Source organism: Lysinibacillus sp. Y5S-8 (assembly GCF_036894365.1).
GTDB classification, from domain to species: domain Bacteria; phylum Bacillota; class Bacilli; order Bacillales_A; family Planococcaceae; genus Lysinibacillus; species Lysinibacillus fusiformis_D.
This window is the reverse complement of the sequence record NZ_CP145889.1, coordinates 2,496,965-2,522,787: the sequence shown is the minus strand read 5'-3', so window position 1 is coordinate 2,522,787 and position 25,823 is coordinate 2,496,965. Positions and strand designations below refer to the sequence as shown.

The window sequence follows — 25,823 nt, the reverse complement described above, 5'->3', positions numbered from 1 at the left end:
TTTTATATCAATGAACACCTCTATATCCTATAAAATGGAGGTTAAGAACGATGAGTAAAATAGCTATCGTTACAGGCGCAAGTCAGCCAAGAGATATTGGTACAGTTATTTGCAGAAGATTGAAGTAAGCTCTTTGTATGTCAGCAAATGACCTAACATAAAAAGGGTCACTCCCAAATATGGAAATGACCAAGTTTTGTAAGGTGTGTTCGTTGGAGGAAAAAATCTTAAAGAACAGATTCTATATTATTTTATTCGTTTAAAATAATAATTTCTAGGTTTTCAACCAGTGCCTAAGTTTCTTCCTTAAGGCTGTATTTTTTCCCATAATCAACACTTTTATACTCCCCCTACTTATGTATAGTAAGGCAAAAAGGTTGCTGTAGACCCACTCGATGTTGAGTTGTTATTATAAAAATGTACGTAAGTGGGAGGTAAGTGAATTGGAAGCAGAAAGATATAATAATCTTAAATTAGGTGAGCGTGGCGCAATCATCAGTATTATTGCCTATATAGTTTTGTCCATCATAAAAGTTGCAATGGGATACATGACGGGTTCAGAAGCTTTGAAGGCGGATGGGCTAAATAATACGACCGATATTATTGCTTCTATTGCAGTACTTATAGGGCTAAAGCTTTCTCAAAAACCTGCAGACCATGATCATCGATACGGTCATTGGAAAAGTGAAACCATTGCATCGATGGTAGCTTCATTTATTATGATGGCAGTTGGTATTCAAGTATTAGTGGGTGCTTTTACGTCCATTTTTCAAGGTGGAAAAGAATCTCCAGATATGATCGCAGCCTATGTTGGGTTAGGATCAGCAGTGGTTATGTATGCTGTCTATCGTTACAATAAAAAATTGGCTGACAAGATAAATAGTAAAGCAGTCATGGCTGCCGCTAAAGATAATTTGTCAGACGCTTGGGTAAGTATTGGCACTGCTGTAGGGATTTTAGGATCACAACTACATATGCCTTGGTTGGATACGGTAACTGCTATAGTGGTAGGTTTCATCATTTGTAAAACAGCTTGGGACATCTTTAAAGAAGCTTCTCATGAACTTTCTGATGGATTTGATGAGAAAATTCTTCAAACATACAAAGATATTATTTTAAAAATAGATGGAGTCAAAGGGCTGAAAGAAATCAGAGGGAGAAATTATGGTAACAACGAGGTGATAGACGTCGTCATTCTTGTAGATGCAAACTTAGATATAACGGAAGCTCACGATGTCGCGTCTGTTGTTGAAAAAAATATGGTTGAAGAACAAGGCGTTTATGAAGTGCATGTACATGTTGAACCCAAGGAAGCATAGTCGGGTATAGCAGTTACGATGAACATTCATCAAGTTTGAGGAGTTTTGGTACATTCCTGTCCAATTCAATAATAATTAAATTTGTAATGATAAAATTTTATAATAGCACCTACAATTCAATTCGCGGCTTTCAGACTGTGGCAAATACAATGTTTGTCACAGTTTTTTTCTTTGATATCTTACTCTTCATTCTTTTGCAAGTCATTGAAAAACTTCAATCAAATCATGACATTAATTAACATAGCTAAATAGATGTTATTTTTTTGCGTAGTAGCATGGTGTTTTGGAGACAGTCTAAATGATATTCATAAGCTAATGGATATCTTTTAAATAAAAGACTGTCGAAATGATGAAGGTTAATGTAGTGTAAAGAGCTGTTAGAACACTTTGGAGTAGCAGAAGCGGTTGTTCGTTGTGCTTGAAATGGTAGAAACAGTGCATAGCATGTTTGAGACATACCTGTCAAAAAATATATGAGCAGTTGAGCTTGCTTTAGAAGGGGATTGTCTGATGAAAGCTACCACAATTAAGCAACCTTGAGTGAGCTTAATCACTCTTGGTGAGAAAAAATTGAAACATGTAGTTGGGCAACACCTTGATCCAATTGCTATCCAAGCTGGTAAAACAATGGACATAGGATATTGTGAATGTCCCCTAATTAAAAAAGCGCTTCAAAAGCATGGAATTGGAAATGCAAATTTACCAATGGGTGTTGTCATTTAACTTCTAAATCAGTTAAATGGTCATTGAATTCAGAAATAATTAGAGGTCGATGAACTGCACTTTGGTGATTTGAGGAGTGGCTGTTATGCATGGAAGCTGAATACAGTGAAAGTGTTATCTAAGCCAGTGCTGACAAAAGGGAAGTCAAGCCTATGGGAATGAGATAAATAAGTAGTTGAAAGAAAGTGTTCAGTAAACGAGTTGTGACAAAATATGCAGGTGAGAAAAGAAATTAATAAAAGGGTCACTGGGGTGGGGGAAGACCCTTTGATCATAATAAGTGTGTATAAGGATGTTAGATAGCATTAGATTATGGTAGCTTAAAGAAGGCGTTTATGGATGTAGCCAATAATAAAGGTGTTACTTATGCATAAAACGAGCGCCAACAATAATTAAAAGAATAAATAGGACAACGATTAGTGCAAATGATAAATTATCATGTTTGCCATAGTCTGTATGATAAACTTCATTTCCCATATTAAATCTCCCCCTTTCTATAATCTAGAATATGTAGAGTTATAGATAGGAGAGATGCTATTCATCTAATTAATCATTCCTTCCTTTCGTAAAAAAATAATTTAATCACTCTATTAACCTATTTATGTATTAAAGTAATTACTTGTTTTTTTCAAGTTCTTCGATACGTTTTTCTAGCTTTTTAATCTTAGCATCAGCTGATGAAGCAAAAGCAAAAGAAGCTGCTGCAAATAGAAAAGCTATTAAAGCAAAAGTATTCATCGGAAACCTCCTAATAATGATAAAGGAAAACTGTCTGCATTAATTTACGGATGAAACTGGAAAAGGTTTCAAATAGTTCAAAGGCGTTGAATAAAAAAAAGCCGCAACGTTTGTAGACGCCACAGCTCGAATTGGTTTATGCCCTTCGATGGCTTAGTCAGATACGCACTATAACATCTTGAAGATACATAGTAATCAATATTCCTAATAATGCCTTTATTAAACTTAATTATTTTCTAAGTACATCTTTTAATAGCTGTATCATTTCAGCCTGCTGTTCTATTTTTTTACGACCATTTCGATTAATTGCAGCAAGCTCTAAGCCAATTGCAGCAGCAAAGAAGAATAATAAACTTTCATACATATAAAAACCTCCAAACGTTTAAATCAAATAACCTTACTCAACTGTTCCTTTAGTAAATTCTTCTGATGCTCGTTTTCTTCTTTACGCTGATATACATTGTTTCGCATGAGGGCGATAATAACAAGCAATGTCCCTGCAACATCAAAAATTGTTATTTTATATCCTTGGATCATCATAATGACTAATGTTGTGATTGGGACGAAGTTAATGAATAAAATTGCATTTACGGACGATAAAATTCTTACGCCATAGTTCCAACTAAGTAATGCCACAAAACCTGGTAATATCATCATGAATAATAAATCATACTTAACTGCAGAAATCGTTCCTATGTTTGGCATAGACACATGCCCTTGGATTGTAAATAACACTGTTAAGAAACCTGTTACAATTGTTCCAAAAACACATGTCAATGTTGAATAGCGAAGTGTAGACCAATCACTAAATGATGCTCCACCCATCGTATAAATCACCCATCCAACAACACCAATGAGGATAAATGCGAGTGAAAACAGATTATGCTTAAGTGTAAGTAAGAAGTTAATGTACACCAATACGCCATATATGGTAGCTACACGAAATGGTGCTATTTATGAACATGAAATGACGGATAACGACCATGAAAATTTACTTGATCATTTATTAAAACATTCGGTCCAGTTTTATTATAGGGGTTTGACAATGATCTTTACAAAGATGTACTTAAAGGCTGGGTTAAAGAAACCAAATTAGGGAAGCCTGTTGCAGGGAAATCAAGGGTTGAGGTCTTATGGATTAATCCATTTGCTGGAGAGTATGGTTACAAGCAGCAAACGTTGTTTTAATTAAATGCAACGGAAAGGTTAATAAGAGTTGTAAATAATGAAAAAGCCTTAGTAATAATGCACAAGCAACAGTGTTAAGACATCGATAAAAATCCATAACATAACCATGCTATGGATTAGTTTGATAACTACTAATTTAGAGTTCACAGTAGTAGTTCATATTTAAAACCAAAAAATATTTACAAAAGATACTAGGGAATATGATTCGGTAATCGGTAATTCTATTTTAATCTGCGTAAATCCAACCTTTATATGTTGCAAAATATAAACCTGCATCTGGATCATAAACATAATCGAAAAGATTTATATATCCAGAGTATTCAAAGCTTCCAATTTTTTGAGAGTGAAGAATTGATGATGGTGGGGGTGATGTATATCTTTTATATACCGTAACATATTCAGAATACTTGGCGTATGGGCTAATATTCTCTGATTGACTAGAGTTTTGAGAAACGTTAATTTCTGCTGCCGAAGCATTAACTGATGGATAAATTGAAAACAGAAGTAGTAAAGCTGATATGAAGCTAAAACCTAAAATATACTTTCTAATATTATTGTTCATTGTTATTCCCTCCAGTTCTATTTTTTCCCCTAGCAACATTATATTATAATTATTTTGCATAAAAGTCAATATATAGTAATTTTGTATTTTGATTGTAAGTTAAGTGGAATGATTAGATATAATTTGCTTGTAAAAACCTTGATAGCTGAATTTGCATCATTTTCTAAGATCTTAGAAAGAAGGGAAGAATAAATACAAAAAGCAAATAAAAAAACTGTAGTGTCGTCACACACTACAGCCGTTGAATTGGTTACTGCCTTTTTATAAGTTCAGCCAGATAATTGATTATATCATAGGGGGAAAAACTATGACAAAACAGACATCTATCGAAAAAATCAACACATCTGAAAACGGTGTATACATCGTACAAGATGGTATCATTACACCACTAAAACCCAAAGCATTTGGGCAAGATATAATCATTTGGCACAATGGTCAAGTACTTGATGTGGAGCGGGCTGAACGTATACGTATTAAAAAAAATAATCGTCCTTACGGAAAAACCGATGGACACTAATAGTTGTTGGCAATTATGTCAGCTCTATTAGTGTCCTTTTTATTTTTACATAGAATAGAAAGGAAGAGGGCCATGTACTTCCCAGACTTAATCGATGAATACAAACAATCACTTAAAGAGCTAAAGGCAGGAGGAAGTTCAAGTATGGAGCGGGATATGTTGGAGGCTAGTAAATGGATGGAAACAGGTTATGATCCAGCAGAGTATAGAGCTGCTACTCATACAGATGTTTATGTTATGGATCATCATTTAATGCAAGACTTAATTATGTATGTCGATAGCGACAAAAAGTCCCCTGACGTGCTTGCAGAAGTAATTGATTCTAGTTACGACAATTCGGCCATTAAAGAAATTGAGAGAATGTTTGATATTAAAGATAAAGCTAATCAAGCTATGGCCGGTTTAACGGAAAATGAACGTACCGCTTTCATTATGATACGAGCAGAGCAAATGGCCTTTAGTAAGGCTGAAAAGGTACAACTCATTGTAGAGGATACACAAAAACAAAAGGAGGATGATACTATGAAATTCACAAGCACAACCGCAAAAGCTGCAGTACGTGATTACATTCAACAAGCCGTAGACAAAAAGGTGATTGATAAGTCATGGCTTGAAAAATTCGATAATGGAACTATGACAAGTGGTGATTTTGAAGGATTGAAGATTATCATTGCACAACGTAGCGTTTAACAGCAAATGCCTGTTACCTTAATCGGTAATGGGCATTTCATAAAAATATTATAAGAATAGTAATGTAAATGATATGTCAATAGTCAAATTAGTGAACTTGTTATTAGCAATATTTTTTGTTTTTATTGAAAATGTCAAGCATAAAATTGAGTTAACGCTATAAATGTATATATAGCACTGAAAAAAGATGGGAATAAGTGGCGTGATTTGGCGGACTTGACGAATTTCCTTTGAGTAGCGCCAAATTAATGGCGTTCACACCGTCAAAAAAGTGGCGTGAACATAATATTGAATTGGGGAAGTTACCAACGATAGGATAATAATTAACTCGAGGTAAGGATTTGCTAGTGAATCAAATACAAGTTTGAAGGGATAAATCATGAAACATACAAAAATTATTAGTATTTTACTAACATTTACTTTATTAATTAGCATTGTATTTCCACCAGCTGCCTCAGCAATGGAATTCACAGATAATGATCAAAATGAAAGTTTATATTCGGAAACTGAATTATTAGTTCCTCAACTAGATACAGAGGAATATAATAAATACATTTTAGATACTGAAAATTATATAAATGAGCATCCGGAATTTAAGGAACTATATGAATCATTTACCGATGTTGAAAGACAATATTTTTGGGATTCTATTAACACTGCACGAACTCCTTTTATGAATTCACTGGAATCTGAACAATTTATTGTTGCTCCGAGGGTCGCTCCGATTGTATGGTTCGTTGCAACTACATGTGTTAAACTAGTTGTAAAACAAATTCCAAAAGCAACAGTGAAATTTTCTTCACACGCAGTTATACAGGCTAATGCACGTCAACTTTCTTCCAAACAAGTTGCTGATGCAATTGTAAATGGAAAAAAATTCATGGATAAACATACACGTGCTAGAGCTATTTATGATAAAGATCAAAATATTAATGTAGTGTTTATAGGGAATTCAAAAGAGGTTGTAACGGTTTACAAACCTGATAGTGGGGAAATCGCTAAGAAATTTATTAGTAGTAACTGGGGATGGTAAGATTTAATTATGGCAACCTTATACGATAGATCATTTGATGCATCAAAGACAAGTTTAGAAGTGGTTAATATAGAGAGTGATACTGTTTCTAGTAATATTTTGATTAAACTTAATTGTGGTGAACATCATTTAGATTTTAAGTTTTTGGTTTTACGAAGTGATCTTATAATGCTGCATACGCTGATATTAAATAATTGGGACGAATTATTGGAAGCAGAAGTATGGGACTCAACGGATCCATCTTTTTCATTTGCTATTTTAGCGAATAATAGTGACCTAATTGATGAACAGATTTATCAATTCCAATTTTGGATTGATGCAGGAGAATATAACTCTCATAGAGCTACTCGTTCCGGTATTGGTATTACAATTTATCAAGATAGAAAATCTATTGAACAATTTGCATTACAGATAAAAAAAGAATTTGATTAGGATTTAAAGCAAAGGCCCAGGCGCTCATTCAAAAATGAGTACCTAGGCTTTTTTTATTTCCACAAATTAATTACTTAATAAAATACAAACCAAAATAAATAAACCAAGACAGCTACATGCCATCTTGGTTTATTTTCATTTCTAATAATACTTGTTTACGTTCTAACATTAATTCCATGAGCTCGTCTAAATCTTCCTCTAAGGTGTGGTTTCTTATAAAGCTACGTGCTCCAGATCGTGCACTAAGATATTTAGCACGTTCTTTATTTTTCGCTTGCCAACGTTTATTTGCCTCAGTCTGCGGATTTTTCTTCATTAAATCCTCCGCTTTAATATAGTACGATGATCTTTAAAAAGAAGTACCTAAATTTTTTCCGCAATTTACATTTAAAAAACACAAGTTGAAAAACTGTTGGTTAATCATATGAATGGTACCAGACGCTCAAATGTGCACCTGGTTTGTTTTTTATTAAACCGCTAATTTTTAAGCAGAACTGATTATCCAAGAAGAAACAAATTGTAAGGTATTGTCATATGTGTATATGTATATTATATAGTTATTAAAATAGTTGCATCATTTCTTTAATGTTTAATTATAAAGAAGTTAATAATCTAAAAGTAAAAGTTGTTGTATTGATTTTTTCTACTACTCATACGTGTCCAGATGAATTTTTATTTACTATTTATTCCTGCGGTACACTTTTTACAAAAAGTTCGTGTACCGCAATCTGTACCACAGTTAAATACATTTAGATATGCTTCGTTAGATAGGTATAGAAACCCACATTAATACAAACCCTTGATATTATGCATATCAAAAAATTAAAAACAGCAGGGTAGAAACCAAGGTCATAAGTTATGCTTATCAAAAAAGATAATATTAATGTAATTTACTTATGAATATAAATGCGCTATCATGGGTATTGGAGAAAAGATGCTACACATTTTTAAAGCCTTTTCAAAAAGATATATTTAGGGGGATCCGCAAATGGCACAAGGTAATTTACACAACAGCCGTGCATCATTCGAAGTGAATGGTAAAACTTACAATTACTATGACTTAGCTGCGATTGAAAAAGCTGGCGTTGCAAAAGTTTCAAACCTTCCTTACTCAATTAAAGTGTTATTAGAATCTGTTTTACGTCAATATGATGCGTATGTAATTAAAGAAGAACATGTAAACGAATTAGCAAAATGGGGCAATGGTGCTGACCCTGAAGCAGAAGTACCATTCAAACCATCTCGCGTTGTATTACAAGACTTTACTGGTGTACCAGTAGTTGTTGACCTTGCATCACTTCGTTCTGCAATGAAGGAAATGGGCGGCGACCCAAGCAAAATCAACCCTGCTATTCCAGTTGACCTTGTAATTGACCACTCAGTACAAGTTGACAAATACGGTAATGCATCTGCACTGCAAGCAAACATGGACCTTGAGTTTGAACGTAACGCTGAGCGTTATAACTTCTTAAAATGGGCTCAAACTGCTTACAATAACTTCCGTGCTGTACCACCAGCAACAGGTATCGTTCACCAAGTAAACTTAGAGTACCTAGCTCCAGTTGTACACGTAAACGAAAATGCTGACGGCACATTCGAAACTTTTCCAGATTCAGTAGTAGGTACTGACTCTCATACAACAATGATCAACGGTATCGGCGTTCTTGGATGGGGCGTAGGTGGTATTGAAGCTGAAGCAGGTATGCTTGGTCAGCCTTCATACTTCCCAATTCCAGAAGTTATCGGTGTTAAATTAGTTGGCGATCTTCCAAACGGAACAACTGCTACTGACTTAGCATTAAAAGTAACACAAGTATTACGTCAACGTGGCGTAGTTGGTAAATTCGTTGAGTTCTTCGGACCTGGCGTATCTAAATTACCACTAGCTGACCGTGCGACAATCTCAAACATGGCTCCTGAATATGGTGCTACATGTGGTTACTTCGCAATCGACGAAGAATCATTAAACTACATGCGTTTAACTGGTCGTGACGAAGAGCACATCGCGGTTGTTGAAGCTTACCTTAAAGCAAACCACATGTTCTTCGATCCAGCATTAGAGCCAGTTTACACTGATGTTTTAGAAGTAAACTTAGCTGAAATCGAACCAAACCTTTCTGGTCCAAAACGTCCACAAGACTTAATTCCACTATCTCAAATGCGTTCTCGTTACAAAGAAGCAGTGGTGGCACCACAAGGTACACAAGGTTTCGGTTTAACAGAAGATGAATTCGCAAAAACTTCTGTAGCGAAATTCGCTGAAGGCGATGTAGAAATTCCAACAGGTGCTGTTGCAATTGCAGCGATCACTTCTTGTACAAATACATCTAACCCATACGTATTAATTGCTGCGGGCCTAGTGGCGAAAAAAGCTGTAGAAAAAGGTCTAACAGTGCCTAAATGGGTAAAAACTTCTTTAGCACCAGGTTCTAAAGTTGTAACTGGTTACCTTGAAGATTCAGGTTTACAAACGTACCTTGATACAATCGGTTTCAACACTGTAGGTTATGGTTGTACAACATGTATCGGTAACTCAGGCCCATTACTTCCTGAAATCGAAGATGCAATTAAAGCAAATGACTTATTCGTAACTTCTGTACTTTCTGGTAACCGTAACTTTGAAGGCCGTGTACACCCACTTGTAAAAGCTAACTACTTAGCTTCTCCACCACTTGTTGTTGCTTATGCACTTGCTGGTACAGTGGATATCGATCTACAAAAAGATTCATTCGGTAAAGACAAAGATGGTAATGAAGTATTCTTCGCGGATATTTGGCCATCAACAGAAGAAGTTAATGCAGTATTAAGTACTGTTGTTAACCGTGAGTTATTCCAAAAAGAATACGAAACAGTATTCACAGCGAACGAAAAATGGAATGCAATTGAAACATCAACTGAGTCTCTATACACATTTGATGACAAATCAACTTACATCCAAAACCCACCATTCTTCCAAGGTCTTGCAAAAGAGCCAGAAGCAATCCAAGGCTTAGACGGCTTACGCATTATGGCGAAGTTCGGTGACTCAATCACAACTGACCATATTTCTCCAGCTGGTGCAATCGGTAAAGATACACCTGCAGGTAAATATTTAATTGAAAACGGTGTTGCAATCCGTGACTTCAACTCTTACGGTTCTCGTCGTGGTAACCACGAAGTAATGATGCGTGGTACATTTGCAAATATCCGTATCCGTAACCAAGTTGCTCCTGGTACAGAAGGTGGATTCACTACTTACTGGCCAACAGGCGAAGTAGAGTATATCTATGACGCATGTATGAAATACCAAGAGCAAGGTACTGGTTTAGTTGTACTTGCTGGTAACGACTACGGTATGGGTTCTTCTCGTGACTGGGCTGCGAAAGGTACATTCCTACTTGGCGTGAAAACTGTTATCGCACAGTCTTACGAGCGTATCCACCGTTCTAACTTAGTAATGATGGGTGTTCTTCCACTTCAATTTATGCCAGGTGAATCTGCTGAGACACTAGGCTTAACTGGTAAAGAAGAAATCTCTGTTAACATTACTGACAACGTAAAACCACGTGAAATCTTAACAGTAACTGCTAAATCTGAAGACGGCACAGTTAAAACTTTCCAAGCTTTAGCTCGTTTCGACTCAGAAGTAGAAGTAGACTACTACCGTCACGGTGGTATCCTACAAATGGTTCTACGCGCAAAAGCTGCTGAGTAATCATCATCATAAAAACCGATCTCTTAGGAGGTCGGTTTTTTTATATGGAGGATAAAAATTAGATCGAACCAAATGACGGATATATTGGATAATTATATTTTAATTTCCAACTAACCTAGCATTTTCCCAAATCTTTAGATAAAATTAATATGTAAGCATTACATTTTACATAAATGGGGGGACGATTGATTATGACAAAGAAAAAACATAAGCTTTATACGGCGGCAACAGCTGCAATGGCGGTTACAGCTGTTGCAGTAGTACCTGTTTCGGCTGCTAGTCCATTTTCAGATGTGAGCGAAGATCATGCATATTTTAACGGTATTTCCACATTACATGCAGCAGATATTATTCATGGTTTTCCAGATGGTACATTTAAGCCCTCACAGGACGTAACACGTGGACAGGCGGCAAAGATGATAGCAAGTGCTTTTCAATTAACAACAACGGATTTGACTGTAGAAAATCCGAATTTCAAGGATGTTGACTCATCTAGCCCATACTATAAGGCGATAGTTACACTAGTAAATCTTGGGGTTGTACAAGGCTATGAGGATGATACATTCCGTCCAGATGACACGATTACACGTGGTCAAATGGCGATAATGGTAGCAGAGGCAGCAGGTTTAACAGCGAAAGGCAAAAGCCCATTTACTGATGTACAGCAAAATAGTCCATTTGCAGAGGCAGTAACAGCACTGTATGAGGCAGGCGTTGCGAAGGGGGTTTCTGCCACAGAATTTGGTGTAGATAAAAATGTTACGCGTGGTCAGTTAGCAACATTTATCGTCAACGCATTAGACTTACCTGTGGATACACAGCCTATACCGGAAGAAAAAGGGGAAGACCCTAAAGGGGAGCAGGTAAAGGAAGAACAGTCTACTACAACAAAAAATAGTGCTTTGTTAGAGGAAGTATTTACTAAAACAGTAGCCAAGCAAAAAGAGCTAAAAAGCATGAAGGCTACCATGACCATCTCTCAGTCAGTGGAGGCAAACGATGGCAAGGAAACCATGAAAATGGATTCTAAAGGCAACATGAAGATGGAAATTGTTACAGAGCCGATGCAATTCTTTGCTGATGGTACAATGTCGCTAACAGATCCAACAAGTGGTGAAGCGATTAATTTGCCGATTAAAATGTATATGACGGCTAAAGATGGTATGTATATGTATGAGGCAGAGCAAAAGGCTTGGATAAAGTTCCCGAAACAATTATTTGAGGATGTACTTAGCCAAACAGGGATACAGCCAGATGCAACGGAACAATTGGAGATGCTACAAGCATTTGCTGAAGATTTCACATTAGTTGAAACAGCAAATCGTTATGAATTAACACTAAAGGGTGCTGGGGATAAATTCACAGAGCTAGTGAAGCAGCAGCTTGGCGCAATGAATTTAGGAATGGATGCCGATCTAGAGGCACAATTAGGTAACATGTCCTTTGATAGTCTCACATATAAATTATTGATTAATAAAGAAACATTTGATGTAGAAGAAATTGCTATGGATATGACCTTAAAGATGAAAGTGGAAGGCAATTCGATCAAAACAAGACAGCAAACTACAATTAAATATCATGATTTCAATGCGGTAACAACGATTACGATTCCAAAAGATGTGCTAGACAACGCGAAGGAAATGGATTTTAACACATCAGAAACAGCACCATTAGAAAAATAATAGCAATAAAGTAAAAAGTAGGGTTACATCATAATATTTGGTGTAAGCCTGCTTTTTAAATCATGTTTAAACGATGTTTACTAACTCAAAACTGGTAGTCAGTGCCTTAGCGGTTCGTGATTGACACCTATATATTGATCCTTAATCAGAACTATTTCATTAGTTTCAAGAAGTAAAGAATTAAGGGTGAAGTTATTACAATCAATATCAGAAAACAAATGAACATAATGAAGCTGTCCAAAATGAACTCTTTTGGACAGCTTTATAAAATTATTTAAAGCCCATTAAATCCTTTACTTTCAATGTATTATCAGGTGATGTTAGCATTTCAAGTAAGCCAAATGCGACATCGAATGCAGTGCCTGGGTTCGAAGATGTAATAATGTGTTCTGTGTAGACAATTCGTTCATTAGCAACATTTGCACCATAGGATTGAAGCTGCTCTAATCGTTTACTTGTTGGATGATTATAAGTTGTCGCCTTCTTATTTTGTAGAATACCGCTATGCCCTAATATTAGGGAGGCTACACAGATTGTTGCAATAGGCTTTTTCTGTTCATCAAAATGACGCACAACTGTTTGAAATTCCTCACTAAAGGCATCTTCGTAAAAGCCTGCTTCCTCAAAGCCTCCTGGGATTGCTAAAGCATCAAAATCCTTTAAATCAATTTCATGCAGCAATTTTTCAGGAATGACGCTAAAATTCCATGTACATTGCAATTGTTTATGTAACCCGACTGTAATGACTTCTGTTGATTCATCGCCTTCCCATTTATTCCAGCCAAGCACATCTGTAAAAACACTGGCTTCCACGGCCTCGAAGCCATTTGCTAAAAGTAATAATATTTTTTTCATATTGATTCTGCCTCCTTTATTGCTTTTATTGTAATCAAAAGAGCTGAATGTTAACAGAAGCTGTATAATGTATTTTGGATAAAAAACTTTATTTGAAAAGGTATTATAGAAAAAATAATTGATTTAGAAAGGTGAAAGACCATGGATCAAATTGATATACAAATATTACAGCAATTACAGCACAATGCAAAAATCTCGATGAAGGAATTAGCAGCAATTGTTCATTTATCTTCTCCCGCTGTTATTGAACGTGTCAAAAAGCTGGAGGAACAGGGTGTGATTGAAGGGTATCATGCAAGGGTGAATTTGAAAAAGATGGAGCGCACTATTGAGGCCATTATTTTATTTAAATCCATTGATTGTAAAAGCCTCTCTGCATTTTGTAAGGCTCATCCTGATGTCTTGGCGTGCTATCGAGTGGCGGGGGAAATTAGCTATATTGTCAAACTAGCGACTTATTCAGTAGAAACATTAGAGCAGTTTATTGATGCAGCTATGCCCTATGGTACACCTTCTACCAATATCGTGTTATCTTCAACGGAAAAAAAAGTCATTAGCCCGTTTGCTGACAATGATTTAGAATAAATGACAAAAAAAGCAAACCTCGAAGCTATGAGCACCGTTTATAGGAAAGAGAGGGCTCATTTACGAACTAGAAAGAATCATGGAACAGCATACAGAGAGGCTTATTCGTCTTGCCTTTTACTATGTAAGAGATTGACAAAGTGCAGAAGATATCGTGCAGGATGTCTTTATTAAATTTTATGATAACCAACAAAACTATGAAAAACGTGGCGAGCTAAAGGCTTATTTATCGAAGCATCGAGGCAAAGATTTACGCAGTTGGACCTATTGCAAAATTCAAGTACAACAGAAGCTTTTTACAAAGCAAACTACCACTAGAAGGATATGCTTGTACAGCAAGACGAACGCATTTTGATTGAAAATGTGATTCTAGCACTCCCATTCAAGCAGCGTGAGGTCATTTTTGAAAAAATATCTGTGATGAATACAATTATCTGTAGATGAATTGGTGCAAAAACATAGCAATGGTACATGGTTTCCTCTAGTGGATGTCCCAAAAACGCTATCAAAGTACAATGATAGCCAGGTGATTGGGAACAATGGCTCTCAATCTCTCATCGATTTTAAAGATATCGTAGAGATGAAAATAGTGGAGGAACATCAATAAAAGGAAGCTAGATATTCAACGTTTTAGAATGTCTAGCCTTTTCTGTACGATTGGATTAAAATACAATAGTTGTAACATTTTTCTACGTAGGAGGTGTTGTATTGGTATTTGCACTATTAGATAATGCGACAGCCTTTTTCCTAAGCTTACCTCTTCTACTGATTTATTTAAAAAGTATACCGCAGGAAGAATCCCTATGGCGGTGGTCGATGCCTTTATGGTTGTTGAATTACAATGTCATTCGATATTTTGTCTCGGATGGCGAGATTTTTTGGGTTGTCCTTTGTTGGCAGTTATTATTTTTATGGCCAATAAGTCTAGCAATATATATTCATTTATACAATAAGGAAAAGCAATGGGCGTTTTACATAGGATTGAAGAAAAAGCATGTACTCATTGTGGCTTCATTGATGGTGCTATTTGGGGGAGCTCTCGTCTATTCACTTTATCAAGAAAATAAGCAAGTGATTGTTTTTCATCAGGAGGTCATGGAAGAACTTGAGATCAGTTCAGATCGACAGCATTATTTAATGTATAATGCGAATGCACCTTCCACACTTCTTGGTGTAGCGGATGACATAGCAGAGGTACGCAGGGGTCAGGTTTATGCTGCTACTTTACCCTGGAGCAGCAAGGTGGTTGTGCACCTAGATAATTGGCAAAAGGAATTGACCTATGTCCGTTTTTATGATGGATGGAAGCTGGATGGGCTATACCGAGAAAGTAGCACGGAGTATCACAATGAATAAGCAAAGTGGAATCAGCCAGCTAATACAAGATGTATTGAAGGAAGATGAATTAAAGGCTAGATTAATGGCATTGAAAAAGGGTCAGGCTACTTGGAGCAAGAGCATCAACAGCAGCTTTTGCATGCCATGCTAGCACATATCGGTTCTACTGATAGTGAGCTAAGAGATACATGGATTTAGGGCTGCTTTTATGAATGGGTTTTAGAAAAAACTTGCTGGATCATCGTTGCTTAATTGAACTTTGGGATTACAGCTTAAACCATTTATTATTCAAAGGAATCTAATTGGGTTTTTACTCACTCGTTTACAATCTTATTGCTCGCACTTATTTTAGCTAGGAATCTACACAGATATTTTTTATCTAAGGATAGCATAGAGGCTTGTCAAACGAAGTTACGAACTTACATATCATCTGAAAAGGATGTAAGAGGCTATGTGCCTGGCAAGGGATGGGCGTATAGTGTGGCACATGTATCAGATGCCATTGAAAAACCCTAAAATGTATAGAACAGCTTATGTTGCATGCACTTTGGTCTTTCTATTTACAACTTGCTTATGTATTTATTTATGATGAGGAGGAAAGGTTGTTAGTCCCGATTTTCGCTATGTTGGAAAAATGAAATCATCCAAATATTGCAGCAAACACTGTCAACAGTAGCCACATTAAAGGGGCAATTGGATGAAGCAAACTTTTATATCGGGCTATTTAATGTAAAAATATTGCTGAAGGGCTTTTTTATTCAAACCAATCAACAATCTCAATATATGACTCTCCATCAAAGTATTGCCACTTGTCTCAACGAAATTTTTTAAAGTTGTCCACTGTTGACAGACAATTGGTAATTTGTTACGATGAGTGACAATAAAAGCATACAAATTCGTTGATGAGAAAGAGTAGTGTTTCATTTTGTTCTACAGAGAGCCGACATTTGGTGGAAGTCGGTGTGCAGGTGTTACATGAAAATCCTCTCTGAGAAGATTGGCTGAATAGAGTAAGCCAATCCGGGTGTCTACCGTTAAAAAGAACACGTATGATTGTACGTTGCTGAGCGCTATTGACCATTGTGTCAATAGAATTAGGGTGGTATTCGCGGTTAACCCCGTCCCTTTTCTTGGGACGGGGTTTTTTGTATGCCTTTTATACAAAATGGATTGTATAGGAGGAACTCATATGCAGCAAGAACAAAAGAAGGAAACAATGGTTGAACGAGAAACAAGGATTCGTGCGTTGTGGGCGCAAGAAGGAACCTTTGCAAAGTCCATCAACAATCGTGCTGGACAGCAGCCCTTTGTATTTTACGAGGGACCGCCAACAGCGAATGGTTTACCACATGTTGGTCATGCTTTTGGCAGAACAATTAAAGATGTTGTGGCACGCTATAAAACGATGCAAGGCTATCTCGTTGAACGAAAAGCAGGCTGGGATACACATGGATTGCCTGTGGAATTAGGAGTAGAAAAGGCATTAGGCATCTCTGGGAAGCAGGAAATTGAGAATTACGGGGTAGAGCGATTTATTCAGGCATGTAAAAAGAGCGTTTTTACCTATGAGCAAAAATGGCGTACCTTTACCGAGCAGCTTGGCTACTGGCTTGATATGGATAATCCTTATCTGACACTAAGCAATGATTATATCGAATCTGTGTGGCATATTTTAAGCCATGTACACAAGGAACAACTTTTATATAAAGGGCATCGTGTTTCACCTTATTGCCCTAGCTGCCAAACATCCTTAAGTTCACATGAGGTAGCACAGGGGTATAAGGATGTCAAAGACTTATCCGTTACAGCGATGTTTAAGCTTCGGGATCGCGACGAATATTTCTTAGGCTGGACAACGACGCCTTGGACATTACCTGCTAATGTAGCCTTGGCTATGAATCCATCTCTTCAATATGTACGTGTAAAGCACGAGAATAACATATACATCCTCGCTAAATCACTGGTAGAAAAGGTTTTTACAGAGCCTATCGAAGTACTAAGTGAGCATGATGGGCAAGAGTTTGCGGGTGTTTCCTATCAACCACCATTTTCTTATGTAACGGTTGAAAAAGGGCATGTTGTCGTCATGGCGGATTACGTGACGGAGCATAGCGGAACAGGTATTGTGCACATTGCTCCAGCCTATGGAGAGGACGATTATAAAACAGTGCAGCACAATGGTTTGTCCTTTGTCAATGTAGTTGATTTAAAAGGCTGTTATACAGAAGCTGTGTCTGAGCTTGTCGGACGCTTTGTAAAAGATTGTGATGTTGATATCATTAAAATGCTAGCGGCAAAAAAACTTCTATTTGCTAAAGAGAAATATGAGCATAGCTACCCACATTGCTGGCGCTGTGATTCACCTTTGCTGTACTACGCAACAGATAGCTGGTTTATCAAGATGTCAGCATTAAAGGAGCAGCTTTTACAAAATAATCAGCCAGTGACATGGTATCCAGGTCATATTAAGGACGGTCGATTTGGCAACTTCCTAGAAAATTTAGTGGATTGGAATATTAGCCGTAATCGTTACTGGGGTACACCATTGAATGTCTGGGTTTGTCGGGAGTGTGCTCATGAGGTGGCTCCAAGTAGTGTTGCAGCATTAAGAAAATTAGCTAAAGGGGCTTTCGATGAAAATTTAGAGCTTCATAAACCATTTATTGATGACATTGTCTGTACATGTCCTGTCTGTCAAGGAGACATGAAGCGGACGCCAGAAGTTATCGATGTTTGGTTTGACAGTGGCTCGATGCCATTTGCCCAGCAGCATTATCCTTTTGAAGATGTCACGACTTTTCGTCAGCAGTTCCCTGCAGATGTCGTCATTGAGGGAATCGACCAAACACGAGGCTTTTTCTATAGCTTATTAGCGGTATCGACGTTATTTACAGGCAAGCCACCTTATAAAAATGTTCTATCGTTAGGGCATGTCTTAGATGAGCATGGGCAGAAGATGTCAAAAAGTAAAGGTAATGCTTTAGAGCCTGTTGAATTAATCGAGCAATATGGAGCGGATGCTTTACGGTGGGCATTTTTAGTCGACAGCTCCCCTTGGAATCCGAAGCGTTTTTCTAAGAAAATTATCTTAGATGCGAAATCGAAACTAGTGGATACACTTGACAATACGTTTAAATTTTATGCAATGTATGCCCATATCGATGGCTTTACGTATGATGCGACAAATAAAGGTAGTCGATCACCTCTAGATCATTGGATTTTGTCTCGTCTCCATCACACTATCCAACTTGTCACAACGTTCATGGATGATTATCAATTTACACAGGCTACACGAGAAATTGCTCAGTTAGTAGAGGAGTTAAGCAATTGGTATATTCGCCGTTCACGAGCTAGATTTTGGGCAAATGGACTGACAGCAGATAAACGAGGTGCATTTAGTACGCTTTATGAAGTGCTTACATCTATTTGTCAATTAGTAGCACCGTTTACGCCATTTATTGCTGAAGACATCTACCGTCAATTATGTGGGAAAAGTGTTCATCTGGAGAACTACCCAGCATGTGACGAACAATTAGTGGATGTCAAGCTTGAACAAGAAATGGCAATGGTTTTAACAGTAGTGGAACTTGGACGCAGCATTCGCAATAGTCAGGGAATGAAGGTTAAGCAACCTTTAAGTGAACTCATTGTTGCCGTAAAAGGAGACCTGATGGATTTTCAAGTCTATAGTGAGCTCATTCAAGATGAGTTAAACATCAAAGCCTGTAGGTGGGCGCATGATTTTTCAGCCTATGAAAGCATCCAATATAAGCTGAATTTTAAAACTGCTGGAGCAGCATTTGGTGCAAAGGTTAATCAAGTAAAAGAATATGTGATGGCATTAACGAATGAAGAAAAGCAAAAGCTTCAGCATAATGGTTCGATTAATTTTGAGATGGAAGGACAACAGCTAACATTATTAGCAGCCCATGTTGTTGCTGAAGCGGTTGTGAAGGAGCATTATATGTTAGCCGAGGATAGCACATGCCGTGTATTGATGAATGTTCAACTAACAGAGAGCTTGCTACAAGAAGGGCAAATGCGAGAATTAATTCGCACAATTCAAGACGCAAGGAAAAATTGGCAGCTACCAGTGGCCCAATATGTGTCGATTGCCTTTAATGGCAGTACAAAGGTACTTTCTATCATCCGAGAGCATGAAGCATTATTACAAGCGAATGTATTAGTCAAGACTATTCATTATGGTGAAGCGTGGTCTAAAGCGAAATCCGTTGAAACAACATTGTTTAATGAAAAGCTCACAGTATTTGTCTCACTCTAAAAGAAATGCTCAGGATTCCTCCTGAGCATTTCAGACTGTAGACAAACTCGATGAATTTTGAGTTTGCCTACAGTCTTTTTTCTTTTACAATAAAATAAAGTAAAGCCGTTGATTTCCACTACGGGCGGACGCTTTCCGCGGGCGGGGTCGAGCTGCTTCCCTCGCTTCGCTCAGTCCAGGATCTCGACTTTCCCGCTTTTCCCGCAGGAGTCGCCGCCCTTCGTTCCAATCAACTTCTACATAAAGAGCTCCTTATTCATCTATTGATAAAAAGTAAACTTTTGAGGTGATCAACCATGATGACGAAAAATCATACCAATGAACGTGAACAATTAGAAATGTTAACGATTGATCAATTAGTTCCCAACGATCATTTAGTGCGAAAACTAGAGGCTGCTATTGATTTTTCATTTATCTATCCTTTAGTAGAACATCTCTATTCACCTAATGGGCGTCCTAGTATTGATCCTGTCGTTCTCTTCAAAATGACGTTTATTCAATATGTTTTTGGCATTCGCTCCATGCGTCAAACGATCAAAGAAATTGAAACGAATATGGCGTATCGTTGGTTTTTAGGATTTGGCTTCCATACAGAAGTCCCGCATTTCTCTACCTTCGGTAAAAATTATGCCCGCCGCTTTCAAGACACCGATATATTTGAACAGATATTCTATCGTATTTTAAAAGAGATTATGCATCAAGGACTCCTCCATGCAGACCATCTATTTATTGATTCTACGCATGTGAAAGCGAGTGCGAATAAACGGAAGTATGATAAAAAGGTCGTGCGAAAAGAAACACGGGCTTATGAAGAGAAGCTTCAATTAGAGTTAAATATGGATCGTGAGGAACACGGAAAAAAGCCCTTTCCTCCGGAGAAATTTGAAAAAGAAGAATGGAAAGAAATAAAGGAAAGCACGACAGATCCTGAAAGTGGCTATTACGTGAAGGATGAACGTACGAAGCAGTTTGCGTATTCCTTTCATGCAGCGACAGATGAAAAGGGCTTTATCTTAGGTGCCATTGTGACTCCGGGAAATGTGCACGATAGCCATGTATTACAGCCACTTGTTGAAAGGGTCATTCAAAACGTTCAAAAACCATTAGCTGTTGCGGCAGATGCAGCCTATAAAACACCAGCGATTACGAACTTTTTGTTAGAGAATCAAATGTTGCCTGTTCTTCCGTATACACGTCCTAAAACGAAAGATGGATTCTTCCGAAAGCACGAGTATACATATGACGAGCACTATAATTGTTATCTTTGCCCACAAGGGCAGATATTGAAGTATGCGACAACGACGAAGGAAGGATATCGCCAATATAAATCGAATCCTTTGATTTGTGCGAAGTGTCCAAGCCTTTCCCAATGTACAGAAAGTAAGCATCATCAAAAACTCATTCAACGCCATATTTGGGAGTCATATGTGGAGGAAGCTGAACATTTACGCCATTCCTATGACATCAAACAGATTTATGCAAAGCGCAAAGAAACGATTGAGCGTGTCTTTGCCGATGCAAAAGAAAAGCATGGTATGCGATGGACAACCTTAAGAGGTCTGAAAAAATTGTCCATGCAGGCGATGCTTACTTTTGCTGCCATGAATTTAAAGAAACTGGCTACTTGGACGTGGCAAGTAGCTTAAGAGAGCAACTATGCTCGAAGAGTATGTTGGAATCGGCAGTGATTTACTAAATATTGAAAATGAAAGCGAAAGAAAAATGACAAAAGCCATCGAGAGTGAACTTCTCGATGGGCTTTTGTCTACAGTCTGAAATGCTCAGGATTCCTCCTGAGCATTTCTTAGTGTTGAAAAACAAAACAGTCAATTGAAAGGGAGAAATGGATTTCCGTTGCAGGCTACTTGCTTTCCTGTGGGCGAGCGCCGAGCCGCTTCCTCCGCTACCGCTCCGTGCAGGGGCTCGCCTGTCTCGCTATGCCACGGGAGTCAAGTAGCCTTCCACTCCAACCCACAAAAGTGTTATCTTTTTAGCGAAATTTTCAAATAAAGTGAAGGTGTTCACTACTTTTTATGAAGAGGTGTTGTCACGCATCACTTCTCCATATTGAAAATAAAAGTTTATCCCTTCTAAGAATACAGATAATCGGCGATTTGATCGCTATACTACTATGAAAAAAAGTAAAGACACTTTGCAGAATGGTTGATTGGAGTGGAGCCAGCGTCACTCCTAGGGGATTTAGCGTCACAGATGAGACCCTGGAGCGAGCGTAAGTGAGTGAAGCGGCTCATCGGACGCCCCCTGGAAAGGGCGCTGGCGGAACGGAAATCAACCTCTCACCTTGCAAATTTGCTTTTTCTGCCGTTGACATCATCTTTTTTCAACAACATGAAATGCTTCAGGAGGAATCCTGAGCATTTTCTATGTAGGCTACAGTAAGCCACTTGCGAGATAACACGCTGTTGCCCAAATAAAGATGGCTGAGCATTTATTCAAGATGCCCATCAACTTACCAGAGCTATCGAGTTTTTTGAACGAGGCACCAGTCAACGTGAGACCGAAAAACCATAGCCAAGAAATTAGCACGCAGGCTACCGTGAAAATCATTTGCTCTGTACCACTATATTTTAATGCGCTCGTACCAATGACGCCAATTGTATCTAATATGGCATGTGGATTAAGTAACGACACAGAGAGGGCAAAGAGAATTTGCTTTTTTATGGGCAGTGGTTCACTTTTTTCTGTAGTGCTCGGATTTGAGCGCCAGATGGTATAGCCCATATAAAGTAAAAAAACAATACCAACAGTCATTAAAGCGATACGTAGCCACTCAAATTGTAGGACGATTAAGGATAGTCCGAATACTGCAAGCACAATCAGCATTGTATCACAGATGGCAGCTGTCACACTTGCTGGCAGGGCGCGTAATAAATTGGGTTGTGTAGCACCTTGAGAAAAAACAAAAACATTTTGTACACCTAAAGGTAAAATGAGTCCAAATGCTAAAATGATGCCATGAAGAAAAGGTTCCAACAATCATCCCTCCTTTCACTACTCATTTTAGATATGGTATAACTAAAAGAAAACGACCAATTGGATGGTTTTTTATCCACCCAATTTTCTAGCAGGAAAGGTGATGGATAAATGAGCTGGCAGCCAAATAGACAAAGAGATACCTCATTACAACAGCAAATTGTGCAATGGATAACAGCACTGGTGGAACGAGGAGACTGGGCAGCAGGAACGAAACTGCCCACCCAAAGACAGTTAGCCATGCAGCTTGGCGTCAATCGTAGCACGGTTCAACAGGCTTTAGAGGAATTAAAAGCAATAGGTCTCCTTGAATCAAAGATAGGCTCTGGGGTTTACGTTACGCATAATTCCTGGCATGCATTAATTCAACAAACACAGCCGAATTGGCAAACCTATATCGAAACAAGTATCCATAAGCCAAACTATCACACTATCCAATTAATTAATGAATACGAGCAGCGTGAGGATGTCATTCGTTTAGGAACGGGTGAGCTAGCACCAAGCTTATTGCCCACAGAGGCCATAGAAGCTTCACTAAGGGAGCTATCTTTTCAGCCCAAAGCATTGGGCTATTCCTCACCACAGGGTAATGATCACCTTCGTGCAGCTATCTGTGACTATGTACGAAAAAGAGGCATCGTTGCTGAGCCTCAACAGGTCTGTATTGTCTCAGGTGCACTTCAGGCATTGCAGTTAATTGCCGTTGGTTTACTAGAACAAGGGTCTATTGTATTTCAGGAGCCAACCTCCTATTTAAATTCTATCCATCCATTTCAATCGGTCGGGATGCAAATGATGAGCATTCACCGTGATGAACAGCTTGCCCAAACATTGTCTCAAAGGAAACGGAAAAAACAAGCCGTATTTTACGCTATTCCAACTTTACATAATCCAACGGGCCAAGTGTGGACATCTCTGGAAAAAAAGCAGCTCTATGAAGCCTGTCAGGTATCACGCATTCCAATTATTGAGGATGATGTCTATCACGAATTACTTTTTGAAGCGACCTCCCCTCCCATTAAAGCAATGGATAGCAGCGGACAAGTCCTTTATATTGGGAGTGTCTCCAAAACCTTAAGCCCGGGGCTACGCATTGGCTGGCTAATTGGTCCAACCACTGTCATCGAACGACTAGCCGATATAAAAATGCAAACGGACTATGGCTCAAGTGCTATCTCACAAGAAATTGTCCTACATTGGCTACAATCAGGAAAATATGAATCGCATCTTGCATCTTTACGTCAGCACTTGCAGGATCGAGCCCATTTCACTGAGCAAATTTTACAGGGAAAATTTAAAGACATTGCTACTTGGAGCAAACCAAAGGGAGGCTTTTATATTTGGCTCAAGTTTCATGAGCCACTTATAGACAAAGAATTCTTTATGAAGCTATTGCAGCAACAAGTATTAATCAATCCTGGCTATATTTATGATCCACAAGATCATCATCATATTCGTCTATCTTATGCCTATGCAACATATGGCGAATTGCAGGAAGGCCTCCAAATCTTGCATGAATGTGTAGTGGAGGCTTTGCTACAGTGACTGATTATGTTTCCATGGGAATGAATTTGCTCTACGTTTAGAGGAGTGATGCCCCCGCCCAAAACGGTCAACAAAGTGATCATTCCTATATCCATTCTCATGCACCTAACTGCCCAACAGAAAAGCAAGTGAATAGTACAAGCTATGTGCCCATACATTTAGAAGGATGAAAGTATTTTATTTTGATTTCTACGATAAAGAGGTGAACGATTGGACAATTTGCCGCCGGGTTATTTTCAGGTGCCTCAGCCGATTCGGAATGATGGAGCTGGAGGGGTGGATAAGGGGCCACGCGATATTATGAGGGATTTAGAAAATCCGGATATGCTGGTGCCACCAACGACAGATGCTGGTTTGATCCCTAACCTACGTTTCTCGTTTTCAGACACGCATATGACATTAAATCAAGGTGGGTGGTCACGGGAAATTACGGTTCGTGAATTACCGATTGCTACGACATTGGCGGGTGTAAATATGAGCTTGACACCGGGAGGCGTGCGTGAACTGCATTGGCATCAGCAGGCGGAGTGGTCTTATATGCTACTCGGTCATGCTCGTATTACGGCAGTCGATCAAAATGGCTGTAATTTTATTGCCGATGTAGGACCAGGTGATTTATGGTATTTTCCACCTGGCATCCCTCATTCAATTCAGGGGTTAGAGGATGGCTGTGAATTTTTATTAGTGTTTGATGATGGCAATTTCTCAGATCTTAATACATTATCGATTTCAGATTGGTTTGCGCATACCCCGAAGGATGTGCTATCTGCCAATTTTGGGGTTCCGATTAGTGCTTTTGATCATATTCCTAATGAGCAAGTGTATATTTATCAGGATCAGGTTCCTGGTCCCATTGATTCACAAAAAGTGGAGTCTCCTTATGGGCAGGTTCCACAAACTTTTAAGCATCGCTTATTAGCACAGCCACCACTGAAAACACCTGGTGGCAGTGTGCGTATTGTGGATTCAACTAATTTTCCGATTTCCCAAAATATCGCAGCGGCACTGGTGGAAATTGAGCCTGGGGCGATGCGCGAATTACATTGGCATCCGAACAACGATGAATGGCAATATTATCTACAAGGAAAAGGACGAATGACTGTCTTCACAGGGAATGGAACAGCACGAACATTTGATTATCGTGCAGGTGATGTTGGCTATGTGCCATTTGCGACGGGGCATTATGTTGAAAATACTGGCACAGAGCCATTATGGTTTTTAGAAATGTTTAAAAGTGACCGATTCCAGGATGTATCTTTAAATCAATGGATGGCCTTAACGCCAACAGAATTGGTGCAAAGTAATTTGCAGGTTGGCCCTGAGTTGCTACAGGCTCTTAGAAAGGAAAAATGGCCCGTGGTGAAATACCCTGGTTTTTCGTATTATCCAAAATAAGAATACAGGTGAATACTTTGTTAAATTAAAGATAAGTGAATGCATGTTTTTATTTTAAAACAGTAACTTATCTTGAATGTCACACATTATGGGATAGTTGGTACATCACTTATATAGTAGTGATGTACTTTTTTATTTAGTAGACCTCATTTATTACTACAACAACGAAGGGAGTTTTATAAAAATGGGTGACAAATCATTTCCTCATAGCCCGCCTAACTTACTATAGTGTCGGTGTTATTTCAAAAAAG

The 25,823-nt window shown here is 38.2% G+C and carries 26 protein-coding genes, 1 pseudogene and 1 other annotated feature; of the genes and pseudogenes, 19 read left to right on the top strand and 8 right to left on the bottom strand.

Features of this window, described 5'->3' with window-relative positions; genetic code table 11:
• Positions 1-443: 443 nt before the first annotated feature.
• Entirely contained in the window at positions 444-1,319 is an 876-nt protein-coding gene (locus tag V6670_RS12305; RefSeq protein WP_141905655.1) for a cation diffusion facilitator family transporter, read from the top strand.
• 540 nt (positions 1,320-1,859) lie between these two features.
• On the top strand, positions 1,860-2,042 hold the full coding sequence (locus V6670_RS12300) for a hypothetical protein (RefSeq protein ID WP_338651267.1): 183 nt from the start codon (positions 1,860-1,862) through the stop codon (positions 2,040-2,042).
• A gap of 360 nt (positions 2,043-2,402) precedes the next feature.
• Here the strand turns inward: V6670_RS12300 and V6670_RS12295 are convergent, their stop codons facing one another.
• The 4 genes and pseudogenes from V6670_RS12295 to V6670_RS12280 all read right to left on the bottom strand — a co-directional run.
• On the bottom strand, positions 2,403-2,519 hold the full coding sequence (locus V6670_RS12295; protein WP_080717009.1) for a YjcZ family sporulation protein: 117 nt from the start codon (positions 2,517-2,519) through the stop codon (positions 2,403-2,405).
• Positions 2,520-2,657: 138 nt separating this feature from the next.
• Positions 2,658-2,780, bottom strand: a complete 123-nt coding sequence (locus tag V6670_RS12290) for a hypothetical protein (RefSeq protein WP_338651266.1) — start codon at positions 2,778-2,780, stop codon at positions 2,658-2,660.
• Positions 2,781-3,009: 229 nt separating this feature from the next.
• Positions 3,010-3,144, bottom strand: a complete 135-nt coding sequence (locus tag V6670_RS12285) for a YrzO family protein (RefSeq protein ID WP_080717008.1) — start codon at positions 3,142-3,144, stop codon at positions 3,010-3,012.
• A gap of 23 nt (positions 3,145-3,167) precedes the next feature.
• Positions 3,168-3,689: pseudogene (locus tag V6670_RS12280) on the bottom strand (DMT family transporter); the annotation flags it as partial.
• A 19-nt stretch (positions 3,690-3,708) separates the two neighbouring features.
• Here V6670_RS12280 and V6670_RS12275 point away from each other — a divergent pair.
• The gene (locus V6670_RS12275; RefSeq protein WP_186436241.1) at positions 3,709-3,876 is read left to right on the top strand and encodes a hypothetical protein; all 168 of its coding nucleotides are present in this window, start codon (positions 3,709-3,711) and stop codon (positions 3,874-3,876) included.
• A 318-nt stretch (positions 3,877-4,194) separates the two neighbouring features.
• Here V6670_RS12275 and V6670_RS12270 read toward each other — a convergent pair whose 3' ends face one another.
• Positions 4,195-4,530, bottom strand: a complete 336-nt coding sequence (locus V6670_RS12270; protein ID WP_141905653.1) for a hypothetical protein — start codon at positions 4,528-4,530, stop codon at positions 4,195-4,197.
• A 307-nt stretch (positions 4,531-4,837) separates the two neighbouring features.
• Here V6670_RS12270 and V6670_RS12265 point away from each other — a divergent pair, with 307 nt between their 5' ends.
• From V6670_RS12265 to V6670_RS12250, 4 genes are all read left to right on the top strand, one after another.
• A complete protein-coding gene (locus V6670_RS12265) occupies positions 4,838-5,047 on the top strand; it encodes a DUF3954 domain-containing protein (RefSeq protein ID WP_186436240.1) in 210 nt (69 codons plus the stop codon).
• A 72-nt stretch (positions 5,048-5,119) separates the two neighbouring features.
• A complete protein-coding gene (locus V6670_RS12260; RefSeq protein WP_338651265.1) occupies positions 5,120-5,737 on the top strand; it encodes a hypothetical protein in 618 nt (205 codons plus the stop codon).
• A 379-nt stretch (positions 5,738-6,116) separates the two neighbouring features.
• Positions 6,117-6,770, top strand: coding sequence for a DUF4258 domain-containing protein (locus tag V6670_RS12255; RefSeq protein WP_141905651.1), 654 nt, complete (start codon positions 6,117-6,119; stop codon positions 6,768-6,770).
• A 9-nt stretch (positions 6,771-6,779) separates the two neighbouring features.
• Positions 6,780-7,202 carry a hypothetical protein gene (locus tag V6670_RS12250; RefSeq protein WP_141905650.1) on the top strand — a complete coding sequence of 141 codons (423 nt, stop codon included), beginning with the start codon at positions 6,780-6,782 and terminating at the stop codon, positions 7,200-7,202.
• 112 nt (positions 7,203-7,314) lie between these two features.
• On the opposite strand, the gene V6670_RS12245 is transcribed toward V6670_RS12250, so the two are convergent.
• Positions 7,315-7,518 (bottom strand): hypothetical protein, encoded by a 204-nt coding sequence (locus V6670_RS12245; protein WP_141905649.1) that lies wholly within the window; start codon positions 7,516-7,518, stop codon positions 7,315-7,317.
• Between the two features lie 672 nt (positions 7,519-8,190).
• Between V6670_RS12245 and acnA the strand changes: the two genes are divergently transcribed.
• Together acnA and V6670_RS12235 are read left to right on the top strand one after the other, a co-directional pair.
• On the top strand, positions 8,191-10,896 hold the full coding sequence (acnA, locus tag V6670_RS12240) for an aconitate hydratase AcnA (protein WP_036120887.1): 2,706 nt from the start codon (positions 8,191-8,193) through the stop codon (positions 10,894-10,896).
• Positions 10,897-11,087: 191 nt separating this feature from the next.
• Positions 11,088-12,578, top strand: a complete 1,491-nt coding sequence (locus V6670_RS12235; RefSeq protein WP_036120890.1) for an S-layer homology domain-containing protein — start codon at positions 11,088-11,090, stop codon at positions 12,576-12,578.
• A 270-nt stretch (positions 12,579-12,848) separates the two neighbouring features.
• Here V6670_RS12235 and V6670_RS12230 read toward each other — a convergent pair whose 3' ends face one another.
• Positions 12,849-13,433: a DJ-1/PfpI family protein gene (locus V6670_RS12230; protein WP_036120893.1), complete on the bottom strand. Its 585-nt coding sequence runs from the start codon at positions 13,431-13,433 to the stop codon at positions 12,849-12,851.
• Positions 13,434-13,574: 141 nt separating this feature from the next.
• Here V6670_RS12230 and V6670_RS12225 point away from each other — a divergent pair, with 141 nt between their 5' ends.
• The 8 genes from V6670_RS12225 to V6670_RS12190 all read left to right on the top strand — a co-directional run bounded on the left by V6670_RS12225 (position 13,575) and on the right by V6670_RS12190 (position 21,284).
• Positions 13,575-14,018 carry an Lrp/AsnC family transcriptional regulator gene (locus V6670_RS12225; RefSeq protein WP_036120896.1) on the top strand — a complete coding sequence of 148 codons (444 nt, stop codon included), beginning with the start codon at positions 13,575-13,577 and terminating at the stop codon, positions 14,016-14,018.
• Between the two features lie 154 nt (positions 14,019-14,172).
• Positions 14,173-14,373: a hypothetical protein gene (locus tag V6670_RS12220; protein ID WP_338651264.1), complete on the top strand. Its 201-nt coding sequence runs from the start codon at positions 14,173-14,175 to the stop codon at positions 14,371-14,373.
• A gap of 90 nt (positions 14,374-14,463) precedes the next feature.
• Positions 14,464-14,625 carry a hypothetical protein gene (locus V6670_RS12215; RefSeq protein ID WP_338651263.1) on the top strand — a complete coding sequence of 54 codons (162 nt, stop codon included), beginning with the start codon at positions 14,464-14,466 and terminating at the stop codon, positions 14,623-14,625.
• A gap of 101 nt (positions 14,626-14,726) precedes the next feature.
• Entirely contained in the window at positions 14,727-15,374 is a 648-nt protein-coding gene (locus V6670_RS12210) for a hypothetical protein (RefSeq protein WP_338651262.1), read from the top strand.
• A gap of 315 nt (positions 15,375-15,689) precedes the next feature.
• Positions 15,690-15,872, top strand: coding sequence for a DUF2785 domain-containing protein (locus tag V6670_RS12205; protein ID WP_338651261.1), 183 nt, complete (start codon positions 15,690-15,692; stop codon positions 15,870-15,872).
• 135 nt (positions 15,873-16,007) lie between these two features.
• On the top strand, positions 16,008-16,187 hold the full coding sequence (locus V6670_RS12200) for a hypothetical protein (RefSeq protein ID WP_338651260.1): 180 nt from the start codon (positions 16,008-16,010) through the stop codon (positions 16,185-16,187).
• Positions 16,188-16,246: 59 nt separating this feature from the next.
• Positions 16,247-16,485: a binding site (T-box leader), on the top strand.
• A 60-nt stretch (positions 16,486-16,545) separates the two neighbouring features.
• Positions 16,546-19,638, top strand: coding sequence for an isoleucine--tRNA ligase (gene ileS, locus V6670_RS12195; protein WP_338651259.1), 3,093 nt, complete (start codon positions 16,546-16,548; stop codon positions 19,636-19,638).
• A 296-nt stretch (positions 19,639-19,934) separates the two neighbouring features.
• The gene (locus V6670_RS12190) at positions 19,935-21,284 is read left to right on the top strand and encodes an IS1182-like element ISBsp5 family transposase (RefSeq protein WP_338651258.1); all 1,350 of its coding nucleotides are present in this window, start codon (positions 19,935-19,937) and stop codon (positions 21,282-21,284) included.
• A gap of 745 nt (positions 21,285-22,029) precedes the next feature.
• Here V6670_RS12190 and V6670_RS12185 read toward each other — a convergent pair.
• Complete coding sequence (locus V6670_RS12185) at positions 22,030-22,632, bottom strand: LysE/ArgO family amino acid transporter (protein WP_141905777.1); 603 nt, start codon at positions 22,630-22,632, stop codon at positions 22,030-22,032.
• 111 nt (positions 22,633-22,743) lie between these two features.
• Here V6670_RS12185 and V6670_RS12180 point away from each other — a divergent pair, with 111 nt between their 5' ends.
• Together V6670_RS12180 and V6670_RS12175 are read left to right on the top strand one after the other, a co-directional pair.
• The gene (locus V6670_RS12180; protein ID WP_338651257.1) at positions 22,744-24,177 is read left to right on the top strand and encodes a PLP-dependent aminotransferase family protein; all 1,434 of its coding nucleotides are present in this window, start codon (positions 22,744-22,746) and stop codon (positions 24,175-24,177) included.
• A 210-nt stretch (positions 24,178-24,387) separates the two neighbouring features.
• Positions 24,388-25,572: an oxalate decarboxylase family bicupin gene (locus V6670_RS12175; RefSeq protein WP_338651256.1), complete on the top strand. Its 1,185-nt coding sequence runs from the start codon at positions 24,388-24,390 to the stop codon at positions 25,570-25,572.
• Positions 25,573-25,823: the final 251 nt, after the last annotated feature.